Source organism: Streptomyces tricolor (assembly GCF_002155905.1).
Classification (GTDB): Bacteria; Actinomycetota; Actinomycetes; order Streptomycetales; family Streptomycetaceae; genus Streptomyces; species Streptomyces tricolor.
Window position 1 is genome coordinate 1 of record NZ_MUMF01000583.1, and the last position, 15,258, is coordinate 15,258.

At 70.1% G+C, this 15,258-nt stretch carries 24 protein-coding genes and 1 pseudogene; 18 read left to right on the plus strand and 7 right to left on the minus strand.

What is annotated here, in order from left to right:
- The 5 genes from CCN44_RS34250 to CCN44_RS44700 form a co-directional block, all read left to right on the plus strand.
- A partial coding sequence (locus CCN44_RS34250) for a peptidoglycan-binding protein (protein ID WP_143650162.1) occupies positions 1-262 on the plus strand: 262 nt, incomplete at its 5' end.
- 24 nt (positions 263-286) lie between these two features.
- Positions 287-607: a hypothetical protein gene (locus CCN44_RS34255; RefSeq protein WP_086702248.1), complete on the plus strand. Its 321-nt coding sequence runs from the start codon at positions 287-289 to the stop codon at positions 605-607.
- A gap of 99 nt (positions 608-706) precedes the next feature.
- Positions 707-1,051, plus strand: a complete 345-nt coding sequence (locus CCN44_RS34260; RefSeq protein ID WP_237480829.1) for a hypothetical protein — start codon at positions 707-709, stop codon at positions 1,049-1,051.
- Complete coding sequence (locus CCN44_RS34265; protein WP_086702253.1) at positions 1,048-1,407, plus strand: hypothetical protein; 360 nt, start codon at positions 1,048-1,050, stop codon at positions 1,405-1,407. Before CCN44_RS34260 ends, CCN44_RS34265 begins: the two co-directional genes overlap by 4 nt.
- Position 1,408: 1 nt before the next feature.
- On the plus strand, positions 1,409-1,564 hold the full coding sequence (locus CCN44_RS44700) for a hypothetical protein (RefSeq protein WP_158103192.1): 156 nt from the start codon (positions 1,409-1,411) through the stop codon (positions 1,562-1,564).
- 52 nt (positions 1,565-1,616) lie between these two features.
- Here CCN44_RS44700 and CCN44_RS34270 read toward each other — a convergent pair whose 3' ends face one another.
- Positions 1,617-2,264 carry a PASTA domain-containing protein gene (locus tag CCN44_RS34270; protein WP_086702256.1) on the minus strand — a complete coding sequence of 216 codons (648 nt, stop codon included), beginning with the start codon at positions 2,262-2,264 and terminating at the stop codon, positions 1,617-1,619.
- A gap of 191 nt (positions 2,265-2,455) precedes the next feature.
- On the opposite strand from CCN44_RS34270, the gene CCN44_RS34275 reads away from it, so the two are divergent.
- From CCN44_RS34275 to CCN44_RS34285, 3 genes are all read left to right on the plus strand, one after another.
- A complete protein-coding gene (locus CCN44_RS34275; RefSeq protein WP_143650164.1) occupies positions 2,456-3,496 on the plus strand; it encodes a tyrosine-type recombinase/integrase in 1,041 nt (346 codons plus the stop codon).
- Positions 3,497-3,817: 321 nt separating this feature from the next.
- Positions 3,818-4,141 carry a hypothetical protein gene (locus CCN44_RS34280; protein WP_086702262.1) on the plus strand — a complete coding sequence of 108 codons (324 nt, stop codon included), beginning with the start codon at positions 3,818-3,820 and terminating at the stop codon, positions 4,139-4,141.
- Positions 4,142-4,150: 9 nt separating this feature from the next.
- On the plus strand, positions 4,151-4,363 hold the full coding sequence (locus tag CCN44_RS34285) for a hypothetical protein (RefSeq protein ID WP_086702265.1): 213 nt from the start codon (positions 4,151-4,153) through the stop codon (positions 4,361-4,363).
- Here CCN44_RS34285 and CCN44_RS47685 read toward each other — a convergent pair.
- From CCN44_RS47685 to CCN44_RS34295, 3 genes are read right to left on the minus strand one after another with little or no spacing between them, the layout of a single operon-like run.
- Positions 4,351-4,707: a DUF6233 domain-containing protein gene (locus CCN44_RS47685; protein WP_308406194.1), complete on the minus strand. Its 357-nt coding sequence runs from the start codon at positions 4,705-4,707 to the stop codon at positions 4,351-4,353. The two genes, CCN44_RS34285 and CCN44_RS47685, sit on opposite strands and share 13 nt — an antisense overlap.
- The gene (locus CCN44_RS34290; protein ID WP_208639896.1) at positions 4,704-5,333 is read right to left on the minus strand and encodes an HNH endonuclease signature motif containing protein; all 630 of its coding nucleotides are present in this window, start codon (positions 5,331-5,333) and stop codon (positions 4,704-4,706) included. The genes CCN44_RS47685 and CCN44_RS34290 overlap by 4 nt, the downstream gene beginning before the upstream one ends.
- Positions 5,326-5,529: a hypothetical protein gene (locus CCN44_RS34295; protein ID WP_086702268.1), complete on the minus strand. Its 204-nt coding sequence runs from the start codon at positions 5,527-5,529 to the stop codon at positions 5,326-5,328. The genes CCN44_RS34290 and CCN44_RS34295 overlap by 8 nt, the downstream gene beginning before the upstream one ends.
- Positions 5,530-5,677: 148 nt before the next feature.
- Between CCN44_RS34295 and CCN44_RS34300 the strand changes: the two genes are divergently transcribed.
- The 4 genes from CCN44_RS34300 to CCN44_RS34315 are packed head-to-tail and all read left to right on the plus strand — an operon-like array spanning position 5,678 to position 6,817.
- The gene (locus CCN44_RS34300; RefSeq protein ID WP_086702271.1) at positions 5,678-5,893 is read left to right on the plus strand and encodes a hypothetical protein; all 216 of its coding nucleotides are present in this window, start codon (positions 5,678-5,680) and stop codon (positions 5,891-5,893) included.
- Positions 5,894-5,918: 25 nt separating this feature from the next.
- A complete protein-coding gene (locus CCN44_RS34305) occupies positions 5,919-6,275 on the plus strand; it encodes a beta barrel domain-containing protein (RefSeq protein ID WP_086702274.1) in 357 nt (118 codons plus the stop codon).
- A 30-nt stretch (positions 6,276-6,305) separates the two neighbouring features.
- Positions 6,306-6,530 carry a hypothetical protein gene (locus CCN44_RS34310; protein ID WP_086702277.1) on the plus strand — a complete coding sequence of 75 codons (225 nt, stop codon included), beginning with the start codon at positions 6,306-6,308 and terminating at the stop codon, positions 6,528-6,530.
- A 26-nt stretch (positions 6,531-6,556) separates the two neighbouring features.
- On the plus strand, positions 6,557-6,817 hold the full coding sequence (locus tag CCN44_RS34315) for a hypothetical protein (protein WP_086702280.1): 261 nt from the start codon (positions 6,557-6,559) through the stop codon (positions 6,815-6,817).
- A 60-nt stretch (positions 6,818-6,877) separates the two neighbouring features.
- Here the strand turns inward: CCN44_RS34315 and CCN44_RS45265 are convergent, their stop codons facing one another.
- From CCN44_RS45265 to CCN44_RS43600, 3 genes are all read right to left on the minus strand, one after another.
- On the minus strand, positions 6,878-7,051 hold the full coding sequence (locus tag CCN44_RS45265) for a hypothetical protein (RefSeq protein WP_167404061.1): 174 nt from the start codon (positions 7,049-7,051) through the stop codon (positions 6,878-6,880).
- Positions 7,052-7,084: 33 nt separating this feature from the next.
- On the minus strand, positions 7,085-7,342 hold the full coding sequence (locus CCN44_RS34320) for a GntR family transcriptional regulator (protein ID WP_086702294.1): 258 nt from the start codon (positions 7,340-7,342) through the stop codon (positions 7,085-7,087).
- Positions 7,343-7,957: 615 nt separating this feature from the next.
- Positions 7,958-8,119 carry a helix-turn-helix domain-containing protein gene (locus CCN44_RS43600; RefSeq protein ID WP_237480831.1) on the minus strand — a complete coding sequence of 54 codons (162 nt, stop codon included), beginning with the start codon at positions 8,117-8,119 and terminating at the stop codon, positions 7,958-7,960.
- Positions 8,120-8,778: 659 nt separating this feature from the next.
- Here CCN44_RS43600 and CCN44_RS34335 point away from each other — a divergent pair.
- The 6 genes and pseudogenes from CCN44_RS34335 to CCN44_RS34355 all read left to right on the plus strand — a co-directional run.
- Positions 8,779-10,188 (plus strand): annotated as a pseudogene (locus CCN44_RS34335) (polynucleotide kinase-phosphatase); the annotation flags it as partial.
- A gap of 91 nt (positions 10,189-10,279) precedes the next feature.
- On the plus strand, positions 10,280-10,411 hold the full coding sequence (locus tag CCN44_RS47540) for a hypothetical protein (RefSeq protein ID WP_272934874.1): 132 nt from the start codon (positions 10,280-10,282) through the stop codon (positions 10,409-10,411).
- 2 nt (positions 10,412-10,413) lie between these two features.
- Positions 10,414-12,261, plus strand: coding sequence for a RiPP maturation radical SAM C-methyltransferase (locus tag CCN44_RS34340; protein WP_086702282.1), 1,848 nt, complete (start codon positions 10,414-10,416; stop codon positions 12,259-12,261).
- The gene (locus CCN44_RS34345) at positions 12,258-12,797 is read left to right on the plus strand and encodes a DUF5825 family protein (RefSeq protein WP_059253346.1); all 540 of its coding nucleotides are present in this window, start codon (positions 12,258-12,260) and stop codon (positions 12,795-12,797) included. Before CCN44_RS34340 ends, CCN44_RS34345 begins: the two co-directional genes overlap by 4 nt.
- Before the next feature lie 165 nt (positions 12,798-12,962).
- Entirely contained in the window at positions 12,963-13,589 is a 627-nt protein-coding gene (locus CCN44_RS34350; protein ID WP_086702285.1) for a nuclear transport factor 2-like protein, read from the plus strand.
- A gap of 19 nt (positions 13,590-13,608) precedes the next feature.
- Positions 13,609-15,144: a hypothetical protein gene (locus tag CCN44_RS34355; protein ID WP_086702288.1), complete on the plus strand. Its 1,536-nt coding sequence runs from the start codon at positions 13,609-13,611 to the stop codon at positions 15,142-15,144.
- The last annotated feature ends 114 nt before the right edge of the window (positions 15,145-15,258 follow it).

Genomic DNA, 15,258 nt, shown 5'->3' on the forward strand with positions numbered 1-15,258 from the left:
GGTGGCCGCCGCCAAGGCCGACCCGGCCGCGAGCGGCACACCCGTCACGTACTCCGGTGTCCGCACCGTCGAGGCCGCACTCGTCGACGCCGGCTACCTGGCCAAGGCCTACTCGGACGGCCACTACGGCACCGCCACCGTCCAGGCCTACGCCAAGTGGCAGCGTCACCTCGGTTACACCGGCGCCGACGCCGACGGCATCCCCGGCCGCACCAGCCTCACCCGCCTCGGCGACAAATACGGCTTCGACGTCGTCGCCTGACCCCTCACAGAAACGAGACGTCCCATGAACGTTCATCTCGACCAGGCTTACTGGATCGGCCTGCTCATATCCGTCGTGCTGCCGGTCCTGGTGGGCCTGGTCACCACACGCGTCACCCACCCCGGAGCCAAGGGCGTCCTTCTGCTGGCGCTCTCCACTGCCAACGGCTTCCTCGTGGAACTCGCCAACCCCGGCCCGGACTACGACCTGCAGACCGCGATCGTGCTGTCCCTCGTCGCCTTCGGTACCGGCGTCCTCGCTCACTTCGGCCTGTGGAAGCCGGCCGGGGTTAGCGCCAAGGCCCAGGCCGTCGGCGCCAAACCTTCCAGTCCCACGGGGGTGTGAGTGCAGTGCCGGGCGGCCCGGCGGCTATCCAGGGCCCTGGGCCGCCGCGGCGCCTTCCTCCTGATCCTCGGCACCGGCAAAACGTGCTGGGGCATCGGCATGCTCGTCGCCCCCCAGCCGAACCCGCCGGGCCTGTCCCTCCTCACCCGGCTGTGCCCGCTGACCCACTGGGCCTGGCTGTGGATCACCTGCGGCCTCATCACCGCCAGCAGCGCATTCCTCCGTATCGGACGGGACCGCTGGGGCTTTGTCGCTGCTCTCATTCCCCCCACCGTGTGGGCTGTCGCCTACACATCCGCTGTCGTCACCGGCGAGTTCGCCCGCGGAGGGTTCCTCGCCATCTGGTACCTCACCTCGCATGTCGGGGTCATCATGTGGGCGGCAGCGGTGCCCGAATACTCGGTCCCCCACCCGCGGCCTGCCCGGAGAGGCAAGGGCCCGTGAGCTGGTGGGCAGGGATCGTCGCGGTACTGGGCACGGTCGGCGCGGTGACGGCCGGCGCGTTCGCAGCACGCGCGACCACTCGGGCGGCAGCTGCGACGGCGGAGGCCACGCGCGCGGCAGCGCTTGCGCAGGCGGAGCCGAGTCAACGCGCCGAGGACCGAGCCGCGTTCGACGCCATCAAGAAGGAGCTCCGGGAAGAGCTGACGGCTACGAAGCAGGAGATCGTGCGGGTGCGCGGCGTCCTGTACTCCCTATCGCGGTGGGCGCTCGCACTGCGGGACCAAGTGCTTGAGCTGGGTGGCACCCCACGGCAGACACCGGATGACGTGGAGGACTACTACCGAACTGGAGTGTGACATGCCCGAACCGCCTCGGCCGGTGCAGCCCCGGGAGGACCCCGGCGCCGCCGACGTGCGCGTGCTCGTCCAACTCGGCCGCGAAGAGCCGCCACCGATCCCGGAGCCGGTGTTCGTGGAGCCGGCTTATCCGGACGGCACCGACGAGTCCTCGTGACAACGCCCCCGCCCTCTGCCAACCGGCAGGGGACGGGGGCGCTTCGCCGTGTCTACGAGCAGCTCTCGCCAAACTTCACGGACTTCAGCGTGACCGGCTGCCCGTTCAGCTTCGCCCCGGCCGCCGGACTCTGAGTGCAGACCTGCCAGTTCGACTCGATCAACACCATGCGGTCAGCTCCGCTGGCGTCATCGACAGTGATCGAGGTGCCGCTGTCGAGCGCCTGGCGCGCGGCCTTCACGGACTTGCCACGGAAGTCGGGCATCGTCCCGCCGGCCGCTGACGGCGCCTTCTGGTCGTGGGCGGGGCAGGTTTCGTCGAGCTTGACGGCGCCGAAGTCCAGCTCGGTGTCCGTAGGCGCGACCTTGCCGGCTTTGTAGTTCTGGGAGCAGACCTTCCAGTTACGGTCGAACGCCTGGAAGCGGCCTCGACCGAGGGAGTCGTGGGACTTCAGCGCGTAGAAGCCCTGTTTCTGTGCGGAGTCCTGCGCGGACTGCAGGCCCATGCCGACGAAGTTCGGCACAGCCTTCTTCTCTCCGGTCGGCTTACTGTCCTTCGTTGGCGCGGCGGTCGTGCTCCTTGCCGAAGGCGCGCTGCTGCTGGGCTTAGCCGTGTCCGTCGGCTGGCAGGCGACGACGCTTGCGCTCGCTGCGCAGAGCAGGACGGCACTGATGATGTGGCTGCGCATGGATCCCCCCATGGTGGTGCCGGTACAGGCGGAACACGGTAGGCCACGGGTGGTTGCGGAGTGAACGTCGTTGCCAGGCTGTGACGTGGCGAAGACCGGGTGCCGCGCTCGGTCTGGCATCACCCAGCTCTCGATAACCCACACATATCAACGGCTCTCCGGCGTATGCTAGTTCGACACAAACCCCCATAAAGGAGTCGGACTTGCCAAATGAACTCGTACCGGTAGAAGCAGAGTTCGCCCCGCCCGCGCAACCACCTGGCGCCCGAGACCGCCACATCTCCGGCGAGACCGCCGAAGACCTAAAGCGCGCCACAGCAGCCAACACGGAACGCGCCTACGCCCGCTGGTGGAACATGGCCCTCGCCTGGTGCGAGCGAGAGGGGCGCACCCCGCTGCCCATGACCGCCGAGACGATCGCCGAGTTCATCGGATACCTCATGCGCTCCACATCCCAGACGACCGGCAAGCCGTACTCGCCCGCCAGCCTCGACCAGGCCCTTTCCGCGGTCCGCACTGCGCACTTCCGTGCGGGCTTCGAGGGACAGCCCAACTCCAGGGCCGCCCGGGACCTCATCAAAGTGCACCGCCAGGACCGCGCACGCGACGGCTGGCGCCCTCGCCGAGCCAAGCCTGTGACCCTCGACGTCCTGCGCCTCCTGCTGGCCCAGTGCGACACGAGCTCCCTCAGCGGCCGGCGCGACGCAGCCATTCTCGTTCTGGGATATGGCCTCATGGGGCGCCGCTCCGAGCTTGCCTCCGTCACCATCGACCAGCTGACGGTGTCCGACGAATGGGTCACCGTCTTCATCCCCATGTCGAAGACCGACACCAGCGCTCACGGAGAGGACATCGACATCCCCAGGGCCATCGCGCCGGACATCGACGCCCGGGCCATCGTGAGCTCCTACCTCGAAGGGCTGGCAGAGCACGGCGTAACGACGGGGCGGCTCCTGCGGAGCATCGATGTATGGGGCAACGTCGGCGCCAGCATGACCGGCGAGACGGTGAACGAGATCGTGAAGAGACTCGCCAAGGACGCAAAGCTGACGGACGCGGAACGGATGACCGCGCACGGCCTTCGAGCCGGGGCGCCAACTGATGCTGCGGAACGCGGCGTCCCTGTGCCGTTCATCGCCGAGCACGGGCGCTGGAGCAAGAACTCCACTCAGGTGCTGACCTACGTCCGGCCAGCAGACCGCCGCCGTAACAACCCGCTACTCCCACGCGACAACCGAACTTGACCACCCGCCCCGTGCCACACTGGCTGCAGCGCCCGCCTCGCATCCCCCGTCGAGGTGGGCGCTTTCTCGTGCGGAAAGTCGTGGCCGATCTCTTTCGTTCTGGCTGGTTCATGATGCATGGTGTTCCGCACGGGAACCCTCCAATCCCCCGGGTGGGCCTCCCTCTCGGGCCCTGCCGTCTGCTGCGGACGGCGGGGCCCGCCGCACCTCCCGGCTCCCCACGGGAGGCCTTGCGGCTGCCCGTTCGGATCGTGGCCCGGATCACGCCCCGTGTGCACTGCAAGTGCACAGCACGACCGCCGGCCGCGCCACGATGGGGCCATGAGCGAGCTGCTAGGTGAGCTGTACGCGGTGGAGCGCCTCCAGATCCTCGCCGGGGACTCGGACGGTGCTCAACTCCGCCGCGAGTACCTCGTGCGCCGGGCCGCGGTCCTGGACCGTCTGGCGGAGGAGCCGGCACAGCCGGACTGGGTCATGGACTACGTCATCCACGCCGGCGTCGCCGCCCGCGAGCTACGTGAGCACGATCTAACGCACTCCAGCACGCGAGGCGCAATCCCTGCCGACGCGGCCTGCTGGACGGACAGTCCCCGCGGATATGTCCGGCAGGAGCACCGTGCCTGGATCATCGACAACGACCTGTAGGAGACGATCATGGACAGCGTTTGGGATGACTACGTGACCGCCGACGGCACGCGCGTGCACGACAGCATCGACGGCCACCGCTACACGATCGGCCGGGACGGCATCACCCGGACTCCCGACCCGCACCACTCGCCGGCGGACGCCGCCGCACTGGAGCGCGGGGAGATCGACGTGGTCGAGTACCGGCGCCGCTACAACGAGCGGGCGGATCAGTCCAGGTAGCCGAGCGCGCTGTCGGGCCGGCACTGCGGGCACGCGGGGACTCCCTCGGCGAGCGCCCGCAGCGCCACCTCCCGCGGCAGCCCGGCTGGTGGGACAGCGAGGCGACCGCCCGACGAAAGCTGACCCGCTGGATCGGCGACTGGGTACGGCCCGGCGCCCGCATCCCCCTCACCGACGAAGAGGCCGGCGAGCAGCTGGCCGCTTGGCCCGACGACAGCCCCGGCATTGTCGGTGGCACCGGTTAGCCTGAAGGATCCGGCATCGATCCCTAGATCAAGCCGGGTTTGCTGTGGTGGCTGGCGCCCCGTCGAGCGTGGAACCCCGACGGGGCGTTCTGCTGTCAGGTCGCCTTGTGTGCTGCCCGTTGCTTGTCAGCAAACTCACGCTGACGGCGGTTGTGGCAGGTGACACAGAGCCGAGCGCCAGTCGCCCGAATGATGCGGGTGTTCTCCGGCGTGAACTCGTGGCCGTGCTTGCAGTGGGTTCGCAGGCGGCGCCCAGCTGTGGTGTGAGGCGAACGAGTGCGGTTTTCGCTCTGAGTGACGGCGTCGAGGTGGTAGGGGTTAATGCACCGGTGGTGGATGCAGTAGGTGCCGCCGGGACATTCCGGGTCTCGATTGTGGCAGGTGTGGTCGATGACGAGACCTGCAGGTATCGGACCCTTGACGAGCAGGTAGGCGGCTCGATGCGCGTACTCGGCATGGCCTGAGCCGAGCGAGATCTGGCCATACCCGGTGACTGGGTTGCATGCCCCCGTCCAGATCATGCATCCGTTGCGGCCAGCTACCACGCGGCTGAACAAGCGGACCAATGCGGGCTCAGGCTGTATCGCCTCGAAGGTGCCCGTCTTCTTAAGGGCGTAGACGTGCCGCTGGTAGCAGTTCCGGCACCGCCCGCGGGTGAGGCTCTGGCGGCGCTCCTCGGCCTTCGGCTTGCCGCAGTCGATGCAGCTGTCGATTGGTTCAATCATCCGTCTGCGCCTTCCGCCAGTAGCTGGCTTCGGGGCGTTCGGGCAGCTCGGAGTCGGGTCGCCGGATGTACCAGTCGATGAAGGCCCGGATGACGGCTGCACGCTCGCTGCCTTGTGCTTTGGCGGCGAGGTCGAAGTCGTACCACTCGTCGCCGATGCGCATCTGTCGGGCGGGGGTCTTCGGCTGGTTCGGCATGCGTGAACCGTAGCCGGGTGTAGCTACAACAGTCATTTCTTGATCCCTTCTCGTGAGAGGTTGTGGTGTAGCTACACCTAGCCTACGGTGTAGCTACACCTGGATCAATCAGCCGCGCTCAACCCACCGCCATCGAAAGGACCCCGCCGTGATCCGCCGCACCCGCGAGACCTACGCGTTCATCAACGCCCACCCCGAGCCGTCCACCCCCGAGGAGGCGCTCGCCCACGTGCTCGCCGTCTACAAGGACGAGGACGACGCCCGCCTCATGATCCAGGCCACGCACAACATCTACGCCGACGGCGTCGCCACCGGTCTGACGATGGGCGACCTCCGCGCGCTCGCCGCCCGCCTCGGCCTCTGACCAACCGACACGAAAGGACCCCGTCATGGCCGCTACCGGACTCGCTGACGTCAAGGTCGGTGACCCGTTGGTCCTCGTGACCGGCAACCGGTTCCGAGGCGACGAGCCCGTCACCGTCTCCCGCATCGGCACGAAGTACCTGTACGTAACCCTCCACGGCCACGAGCGCCGCGAGCGCTTCGACCGCAAGACGGGGGTCCAGGAGGGCAACGGTGTCCGTGCTCGGCTGATGACGCAGCAGCAGTACGACGAAATGAAGCAGCGTGCGAGCCTCTTCACGGAGCTGCTCGCGGCTGGGATCAACGTCAAGCACGAGGTGCGTCCCGAGGTGACCACGGACCAGCTCCGCGCGCTGCTCGCCGTCATCAAGCCCGCCACCTGACAGGACGACTCGCCACCGAAGGGACCCATAATGCTGGCCACCCAGGAACGCCTCCGTGAGAACGGGAACACCATCGTCGTCTGGCACAAGGCCGCCGAGCCCGAGCACTGCAACGGCGAGTGCGACTGGCACCCGATCGCATGCAGCGACACCGATGGCATCGCCGCGCCGGGCCCGCTGAAGGACGTCCCGCTGAGCCTGGACGAACCCGGCCAGCGCTGGTGCACCGACTGCCGTGCCCTCACCGCCACCTGATCGCCCAACACGACAGGACGAGCAGCATGACCATGGAGAAGCCCAGCCCCATCACAGCCGCCACGGCCCTCACCCGCGCCATCGCCTGGGAGCAGGAAGCGTTCGCCAGGGACGCCGAGATGGCCGCCCGAACAGCTGCCCACATCGCCGCCAACCCTCCGACCGCCGGCCGGTCCGTGTCCGGGGACTTGACCCGCCTCTCGCAGTACGTTGCCGACCTCCTGCGACGCGCGGCCAAGATCGAGGCGAGCCTAGAGGCGGTGTCGTTGATGAACGCCGACGCCTGACTCCGAGCGAACTGAAGGCCCCGACCCTGCCCCCCAGGATCGGGGCCTTCGCCCTGCGCCCTACGCCGCCGCCGTGACGCCCCCGCGCACCGCCGCCTCGTACTCGGCGAGCAGCAGGTCGTACTCGGCCCGCTCCGCATCCGACAGCCGCCGCCGGGTCCGCTCCAGCAGCGCACGGATGTCCGCGTTCACGACCGCAGCCGGCCGCGGCGGGAGCGGGGGAGTGGTGGACATGATCCGACTGTATCGGCCAGGTCTGACAGTGGCCTAGGAGTTCGAGCGGTCCGCAACGAACGTGCCCTTCGCCGGCAACGTCACGACCAGGCCCCGCTCTCGCAGATCCTCGACCGCGCGCCGCACCGTGCCGACCGCGACACCGACCTGCTCAGCCAGCTCCCGCTCACCCTCCAGGCGTGCGCCCGGCTGCAGCTCACCCGAGTCAATGCGGGCAGCGATCCAGTCGGCGACCTGCCGCCACACGTAGACGGGCCGCCTCGGGTCCACCACCGGTTCTTGATCACCCATGGTTCGGACGTAGGGCGGCCCACTGCGGCGCATCCCGGCAGGTAGCTCCATACAGCGGTATAGAGCAGCGTGTAGCGGTACCGTCTGAACAGGACAGTAAGGACCCCCGCGACCGCGGTCACGGCCCGGGGGCACGGCCGACGGAGTGGAGCGCCGACGTGAGCGAGATTAGACCCCCACAGCCCGCCGCGGACCCGCCCGCGCGAGCCAACCTCAGCCCTATTCAGCAGGCGTACAGCAAGTACGTCGGTCATGCCGTCGGCTGCCAAGTGTGCCGCTCGGTCGACGGTGAACCGTGCACGGAGGGCGAGGTGTTGTGGGAGGCGTACCGACAGCTGCGGCGGGGACGCCAGGCGCCTGCCCGGTTCTGACCGGTGTGCCAGGAGTGCCGGGATTGCCATGGCCAGCGCGTGTGCGCTCAGTCACGGCGAGAGTGTGGCGAGTCAGATATATGCGGTCAGCACCTTCACAGGCGGATGGACATGTTGTTGAATCCTCGCCAAGGTGGCCGGTCAGGAAGCGGCTGCGCCGTCGTTCCCTCTGCTTGTTAGCTGTGGAGGAGCTCGGTGACGTGTACCCGAAGGGCGTGAGCGACGTGAAGCAGATGGCTGAGCTTCATTTCGGCGCCGCTTCCATCCTCTGGACCGTGCTGCGATCGAGGCCGGTCGCGTGGGCGAGGCTCTCCTGGGTCATGTTCTGGTGCAGCCGGCGCACGCGGATGCGGTCGCCGACGGCCCGGCGGGCGTCGAGGATCCACTGCGGCTGATCGGCTGGCACGCGGACAACGCTTTAGCGATCATGATCATAAGTCAGCAGCAAATCTGCCGCATTTTTTGATCATGGAACGCTGCGCTCTGGCATATGCCGCAAGTGGCCATGTAGTGTCCATTAATAGAACACACGTTCACCTCTTCGAGTGAACCGCCCCGGCGGCCAACATCCACGCGTGCCGGCCGGGCATACGAACACCACCCCCCGCAGAGACAACGGCGTCCGACGGGACCGGGAGACGAGCATTGGAACGGCAGGAGATTCTCGACCTCTACGACTGGCAGCTGGGGGTCTGCTTCCGGCACCCCGGCAAGGGAGAAGTGGCCACCTTGCACGTTGCGACCGTCCGTCCGGCCGCCGGCGGCCTGCAGGACGTGAGGGCGTGCGAGGAGTGCGTGATGGTCATGCAGGAGTGCCGGGCTTCCGCTGCGAAGCGGAGAGGCGAGCCCTACACCCCTGGCGGCCTGGGGGACGACGCTGAGGCCTGAATCTGCGGCACTTCTCGGGGGAGCGTCTGGGGAGTGCGGGGCGATGGGGAGTGACTGGGGAGCGTGAGATTACTCGGTTACGTTCGGCAATGTCATTCTAGGTTCTTCAGTGTTCTGCTGGTCAGGGCCCTGAAGCTGATCGCTAGAGGAGGATCGCCAGATCAGCTCATCTATGACTGGCTGAACAACACCATCTGCCTGGACACCGGTGCCGTCTTCGGCGGCAAGCTGACCGCGCTGCGCTGGCCCGAGCGCGAGCTGGTCGACGTACCGGCCGAGCGGGTCTGGTACGAACCGGCCCGGCCGCTGCGCACCGACGCGCCCGGCGGGCACGACGGCCGGCCGCTGGACCTGGCCGACGTGCACGGCCGGCGGGCCGTGGAGACCCGGCACGCGGGCAGGGTCGCGGTCCGCGAGGAGAACGCGGCGGCGGCCCTGGAGGTCATGAGCCGCTTCGCGACCGACCCGCGCCTGCTGCCGTACCTGCCGCCGACCATGGCACCGACGGCCACCTCCTCGGTGGACGGCTACCTGGAGCACCCGGAGGAGGCGTTCGCGCAGTACGCGCGGGACGGGGTCGCGCGGGTGGTGTGCGAGGAGAAGCACATGGGCTCCCGTGCCGTGGCCCTGGTGTGCCGGGACGCGGAGACGGCCCGGGAGCGCTTCGGGGCCGGGGGAGGGCCCACCGGGTCGCTGTACACCCGGACCGGGCGGCCGTTCTTCGACGACGCGGAGGTGACCGAGGAGATCCTCGGCCGGCTGCGCTCGGCGATCACCGACGCCGGGCTGTGGGACGAACTCGACACGGACTGGCTGCTGCTGGACGCCGAGCTGATGCCGTGGTCGCTGAAGGCCTCGGGGCTGCTGCGCGGCCAGTACGCGGCCGTCGGCGCCGCCTCCGGCGCGGTGTTCCCGGCCGCGCTCGACGCCCTGGAGGCGGCTGCCGCGCGCGGAGCCGACGTGGGCGGACTGCTCGCCCGGCAGCGGGAACGCGCCGCCGACGCCGCCGCGTTCACCGCCGCCTACCGCCGCTACTGCTGGACCACCGAGGGCCTGGAAGGGGTCCGGCTCGCCCCCTTCCAGCTGCTGGCCGTCCAGGGCCGCAGCCTCGCCGCGCTGCCGCACGACGAGCAACTGGCCCTGATCGACCGGCTGGTGGAGCACGACGGCAGCGGGCTGCTGCAGACCACCCGGCGGCTGTACGTCGACACCGGTGACCCGGAGTCGGTCCGCGCGGGCGTCGACTGGTGGCTGGAGATGACCGGCCGGGGCGGCGAGGGCATGGTCGTCAAGCCGCTCGGCGCGCTGGTCCGCACCGAGGACGGCCGGCTGGTGCAGCCCGGCATCAAGTGCCGGGGCCGCGAGTACCTGCGGATCATCTACGGTCCGGAGTACACCCGGCCGGACAACCTCGACCGGCTGCGCCGGCGGTTCCTGAACCACAAGCGGTCCCTGGCCCTGCGCGAGTACGCCCTCGGCCTGGAGGCCCTGGACCGGCTCGCGGACGGGGAGCCGCTGTGGCGGGTGCACGAGGCGGTGTTCGGGGTGCTGGCGCTGGAGTCGGAGCCGGTCGACCCGCGTCTGTGACCCCGCCTGCCGCACCGGCCCCGGCCGCGCCGGGGGCCCGGCGCATTCCGCCCTTGTGCCGCGCACATGCCGGTCCATAGGGTGGACGGCCGTGCAGCACAAGGGCATTCGCCCTGCGGTGAGGGGAGCGGTGGGCGTGGAGATCAAGAAGGTCGTGGTCCGCGAGGACGAGCGCAGCACCACCCGCCGGCCGGCGATCCTGGAGAAACGGCCGACCCGCTGAGCATGCGCGTCCACCTGGTCACCATGCCGTGGCATCCGCTCGACCTGCCCTCGCTGCAACTGGGCCTGCTCCGGCGGATCGTGCGTCGGGCCCGCCCCGGCGACGAGGTCACCGAGTTCCACGGCTCGCTGCGCTGGGCGGAGTTCCTGCTGGAGCACTCCGGGGGCCGGCTGCGGCCGGGGGACTGCGTGGAGGTCGGCAGCGACGCCATCTTCCACGGCCTCGGCGACTGGGTCTTCTCCGGCGTCCTGTACGACGACCCCGGCTGGGGCACGGCCCGGCTCCGCGACTACGCGGCCGACCGGGGCGTCTTCATCGGCACCGCGCTGGCGATGCGCCCGTACGCGGCCCCCTTCATCGACGCCTGCGCCGCCGAGGTGCTGGCGGCCGAACCGGACGTCGTCGGGTTCACCAGCACCTTCATGCAGAACGTCCCCTCCCTCGCGCTGGCCCGCGAACTGAAGCGAAGACGCCCGGATCTGGCGGTCGTCCTCGGCGGCAGCAACTGCGACGGCCCGATGGGCCACGCCCTGCACCGCAACCACCCGTTCGTCGACCACGTGGTCCGCGGCGAGGCCGAGTACGCCTTCCCCGCCCTGCTGGACCACCTGGCCGCGGGCACCGCGCCCCTGGACGTCCCCGGCCTGTGCTGGTGGGACGGCACCGTGTCCCGGGCCAACACGGAAACCCGGCGGACGGTGGCTCCGGCCGACATCCCCTCGCCCGACTACGACCAGTGGCAGGCCGCCCTGGACGCCTCCCCGGTCCAGGAGCACATCCACCCCAAGCTGGTCGTGGAGGGCGCCCGGGGCTGCTGGTGGGGGGAGAAGCACCACTGCACCTTCTGCGGGCTGAACGGCTCCGCCATGGTTTTCCGCGCCAAGCCGGGGGAGCGGCTGTGGGCGGAGATCGACCGGCTGGTGCGCCGCCACCGCATCCTCGACGTGGTCACCGTCGACAACATCATCGACATGGCCTACTTCCGCGACTTCCTGCCCCGCGTGACGGCGAGCGGCTGGGACCTGCGGCTGCACTACGAGGTCAAGTCCAACCTCACCCCCGCCCAGCTCGCACTCCTCGGCGCCTCCGGCACGGTGCACATCCAGCCCGGCATCGAGAGCCTGGGCAGCCGCGTCCTGGACCTCATGGACAAGGGCGTCACCGGCGCGCGGAACGTCCGCACCCTGCGCGAGTGCGAGAACCACGCCCTGACCTGCTCCTGGAACCTGCTGTACGGCTTCCCCGGCGAGTGCGCCGAGGACTACGCGCCGGTCATCGAGCAGCTCCCGGCGCTGGTCCACCTCCAGCCGCCGAGCGGCGCCCACCGCATCCAGCTGGAGCGGTTCAGCCCGCACTTCACCGACCCGGGCCTCGGCTTCGGCAAGCGCCGCCCGGCCGCGATGTACCAGCACGTCTACGACCTGCCCGAGGACGAACTCGCCGACCTGGTGTATCTGTTCGACACCGAGCCGGCGGGCATCGGCGGCGCGGTCGAGCGGCGGCTGAAGGAGGCGGTGGCCGCCTGGCGGGCCGGGCACGCGCACTCCCGGCTGCTGTTCGAGGAGGACGGCGGGGAGCTGCTGGTGCACGACCGCCGGCACGGCCGGCCCCGGGCCACGCACCGCTTCGACGGCTGGCGCGCCGCGGCCCTGCGCCACCTGGAGGACGGCCGGACCGTACCCGCGCTGCACCGGCTGCTGACCGCCGGCGGCCACGCGGTGCCGGTGGCGGACCTGGAGGCGTGGGTGCGGTACGCCTTCGGGCTGGGCCTGCTGTTCCGCGACGGCGCCGCCTACGTCTCCCTGCCGACCTGGGGCGAGCCGTTCCGGCTGCCCGAGGGGGCCGGATGAGCGCCCTGCCCGGCACCGTGCCGCACCGGCGCAGCGGACGCCGGGTCGAGGCCGCCGTACCCCTGGACATCAGCGGGGCGGGGCGCGCGACGGCGGAGGCGGTGCGCTTCCTGCGCGAGTGCCAGAGCCTCGGGCTGCGCGTGCGCTGGCGGGCGGCCGGCACACCGTCGTACGACCCCCTGGTCCTGCGCCATCTGCCGCCGCCCGCCGAACTGCCCGGGGATCCGGCCACGCTGGCGGCCTGGCGGGCGGAGCACACCCACGGCGCCCTCCACCACCGGCGCGGCCCGGACTTCGTCACCGTCCTGGACCGCAGGCAGCGGGGCACCGCCGTCCGGCTGACCCTGGACCACCCCGGTCTGCTCGGCACCTTCCTCCGGCTCCTGGAGCCCACGCCCGTGGCGGCGCTCGACCCGGTCGAGCGGGAGGCGCTGACGCTGCTCGCCGCCGAGCGGCTGGTCCTGGCCGGCGGCGGCTGGGCGGTGACCCTGCCGCCGCGGCTGCGGCAGTGGCCCGTGCCGTGCACCGCGATCTGAGCCGTCCGAGGGGCCGGCCGGGGAGCCGCCCGGGCTCCGGCGGGATCGGAAGCGCATCGGAAGCGCGAAACCAGCTCCCGGGCCCCGGATGTCGGGCAGAGTGACTGTCGTCATACCGACGGCACAAGCGAGATCCCGGCGGTCTGCTGGGAGTTGCGAGGACCCATGAACGGCACCTACGAGCCGCCGAACCTGTTACCAGCCGGCGGACCGGAGCGGACGCACGCACTGCTCATCGCCGGTATCCCCCTGCTGCTGATCCTCCTCATAGGCGTCGTCCCCCATCTGGCGTCCGACGACGACGGCGACCACACGTCGCCGGTGTACGGCGCGGCACCGTCGGTGCCCGCCTACGGCACCGGGACCACGCGGCCGGATCCGAGCCCGTACGCGACGCAGACCACGGACGGCGGGTACACGAGCCCGTACGCGACGCAGACCACGGACGAGGAGTCCACGGACCCGTACGCGACCGAGACCGCCGAGGAGACGGCGTACGGCACCTCCGGTCCCGCCGAGACGGTCACCCGCTTCTTCGACGCCATCAACCGGCGCGACTACGACACCGCCTGGGAACTGGGCGGCAAGAACCTCGACCCGTCCTACAGCTCCTTCGTGGCGGGCTTCGCCACCACCCAGCGGGACGACGTCACCATCACCTCCGTCGACGGCGAGACGGTCTCGGTGAACCTCCTCGCCCTGCAGACCGACGGCACGCAGAAGTCCTACAGCGGCCGGTACACCGTGGTCGACGGGGTCATCACCCGGGCCACGATGGCCTCGGCCGACTGAGCAGAGCGGAGCAACCACCATGGCGACCGACACTCTCACCGTTTCCGCTCCGCCGAACGCCGCGAGCGACGCCACCCGGCTGCTGTGCGCCGGCACCCACTTCGACCCGGTGTACCGCGCCGCGGTCATCCGCGAGTTGCTGACCCACCGGTACCGGGTGGTCGCACCGTCGTACGGGTACGACGCGGTCCCCGTGCTCGCGCACGCCCTGGCGGCGCGCCGGCTGCAGCGCGTGCGGCTGGCCGTCGTCGCGGCCGGCGCCGTCGTCACGTACGTCCTCATGATCGTCGGCTTCTTCACCACGTTCACGGCGCTGCTCGCGGTGCTGTGGCTGCTGTGGGCCACCGCGTACTTCCGGCGGCTGGTCACCCTCCAGCTGCTGGTCGGCCGGCTGCGGCCGGGCACCGGCACCGCGGACGGGACCGGCGGGTTCGACGGCGCGTACCCCGAACACCCCGAGCTGACCCCCGAACTCGTGAGCAAGATCAAGCGCGAGCAGGCCTCCGACGGCACCCTGGTCCGCTACGGCGGCTACAAGCCCTTCGTGGGCGCGGGCGAGCAGGTGCGCCGCTGGTCCAACGCCGAACTGCTGATCGGCGCGCCGCTCACCGTGTTCGACGGGCAGCGCGGACCGGGCGCGCCCCCGGCACCCGGGGTGAACGCCCCGGAGCCGAAGCGGAAGGAGGTCATCCCCTTCACCGTCGAGGAGATGACCGACTACGTCGCCGACCGCATGGCCGCCCGGCTGCGCGACGAGACCCGGCCGGAGGAGAGGATCGACGGGCTCGTCGTCGAGGAGAGCACCTTCACCACGGCCGTGACGACGCTCCGCGGGGTGACGGAGCCGACCCTGGCACAGCTCGACGGCCACTGGGACGACGCCTACGACACGGGACGGGCGTACCTGTGCATCCGCGTCGGGTCCTGGGACCAGGAACTGGTCACCACGGCGTTCGTGGGCTTCGACCTCAAGGGCAACACCCTGCACAGCGAGTTCTACTCGTACGTGCTGGCGCCGATCAAGCAGAGCTTCCACCTCGTGGACCGGCTGCCGGCCGCCCTGGACGGCGGGATGCTGCTCAAGCTCGCCTGGCACACCCTGTGCAGCGCCCCCGAGTCCGCGCTGCGTCCCCTGCGCGGCAGGGCCGGCTCCCAGCTGTCCGAGCTGCTGCCCTGGCGCAAGGGCCGGATCCGGGTGCCGCAGCCCGCGGACAGCAGCGAGTTCGGCCTCGGCCGCTACGCGGACGCCATGCTGAACCGCGGGGCCGTCACCAGCGTGCGGGAGATGGCGACCAGCGCCACCTTCCACCACTTCTTCCAGGAGACGGACACGATCAAGTACACCCAGATCGTGGAGCGCCAACTCCTCCAGATCGTCCGGGACTTCCTGTACGAGCACAACGTGGACCTGACGGAGCACGAGGCCCGCCAGACGAACATCCTCAACAACTACGGGCACAACAACAGCTTCGTGAACGGCAACAACAACACCACCAACTCGGGCACGCAGAACTTCGGCGGCTCCGAGGGCGCCAAGGGGGCGGGACCCGCATGACACACACACCCACGGGTGGCAACAGCAGCGACTACGGGAGCCGGAACGACTTCGGCAGCAACAACAGCTTCGTCACCGGCGACCACAACACCACCAACTCGGGCACGCAGAACT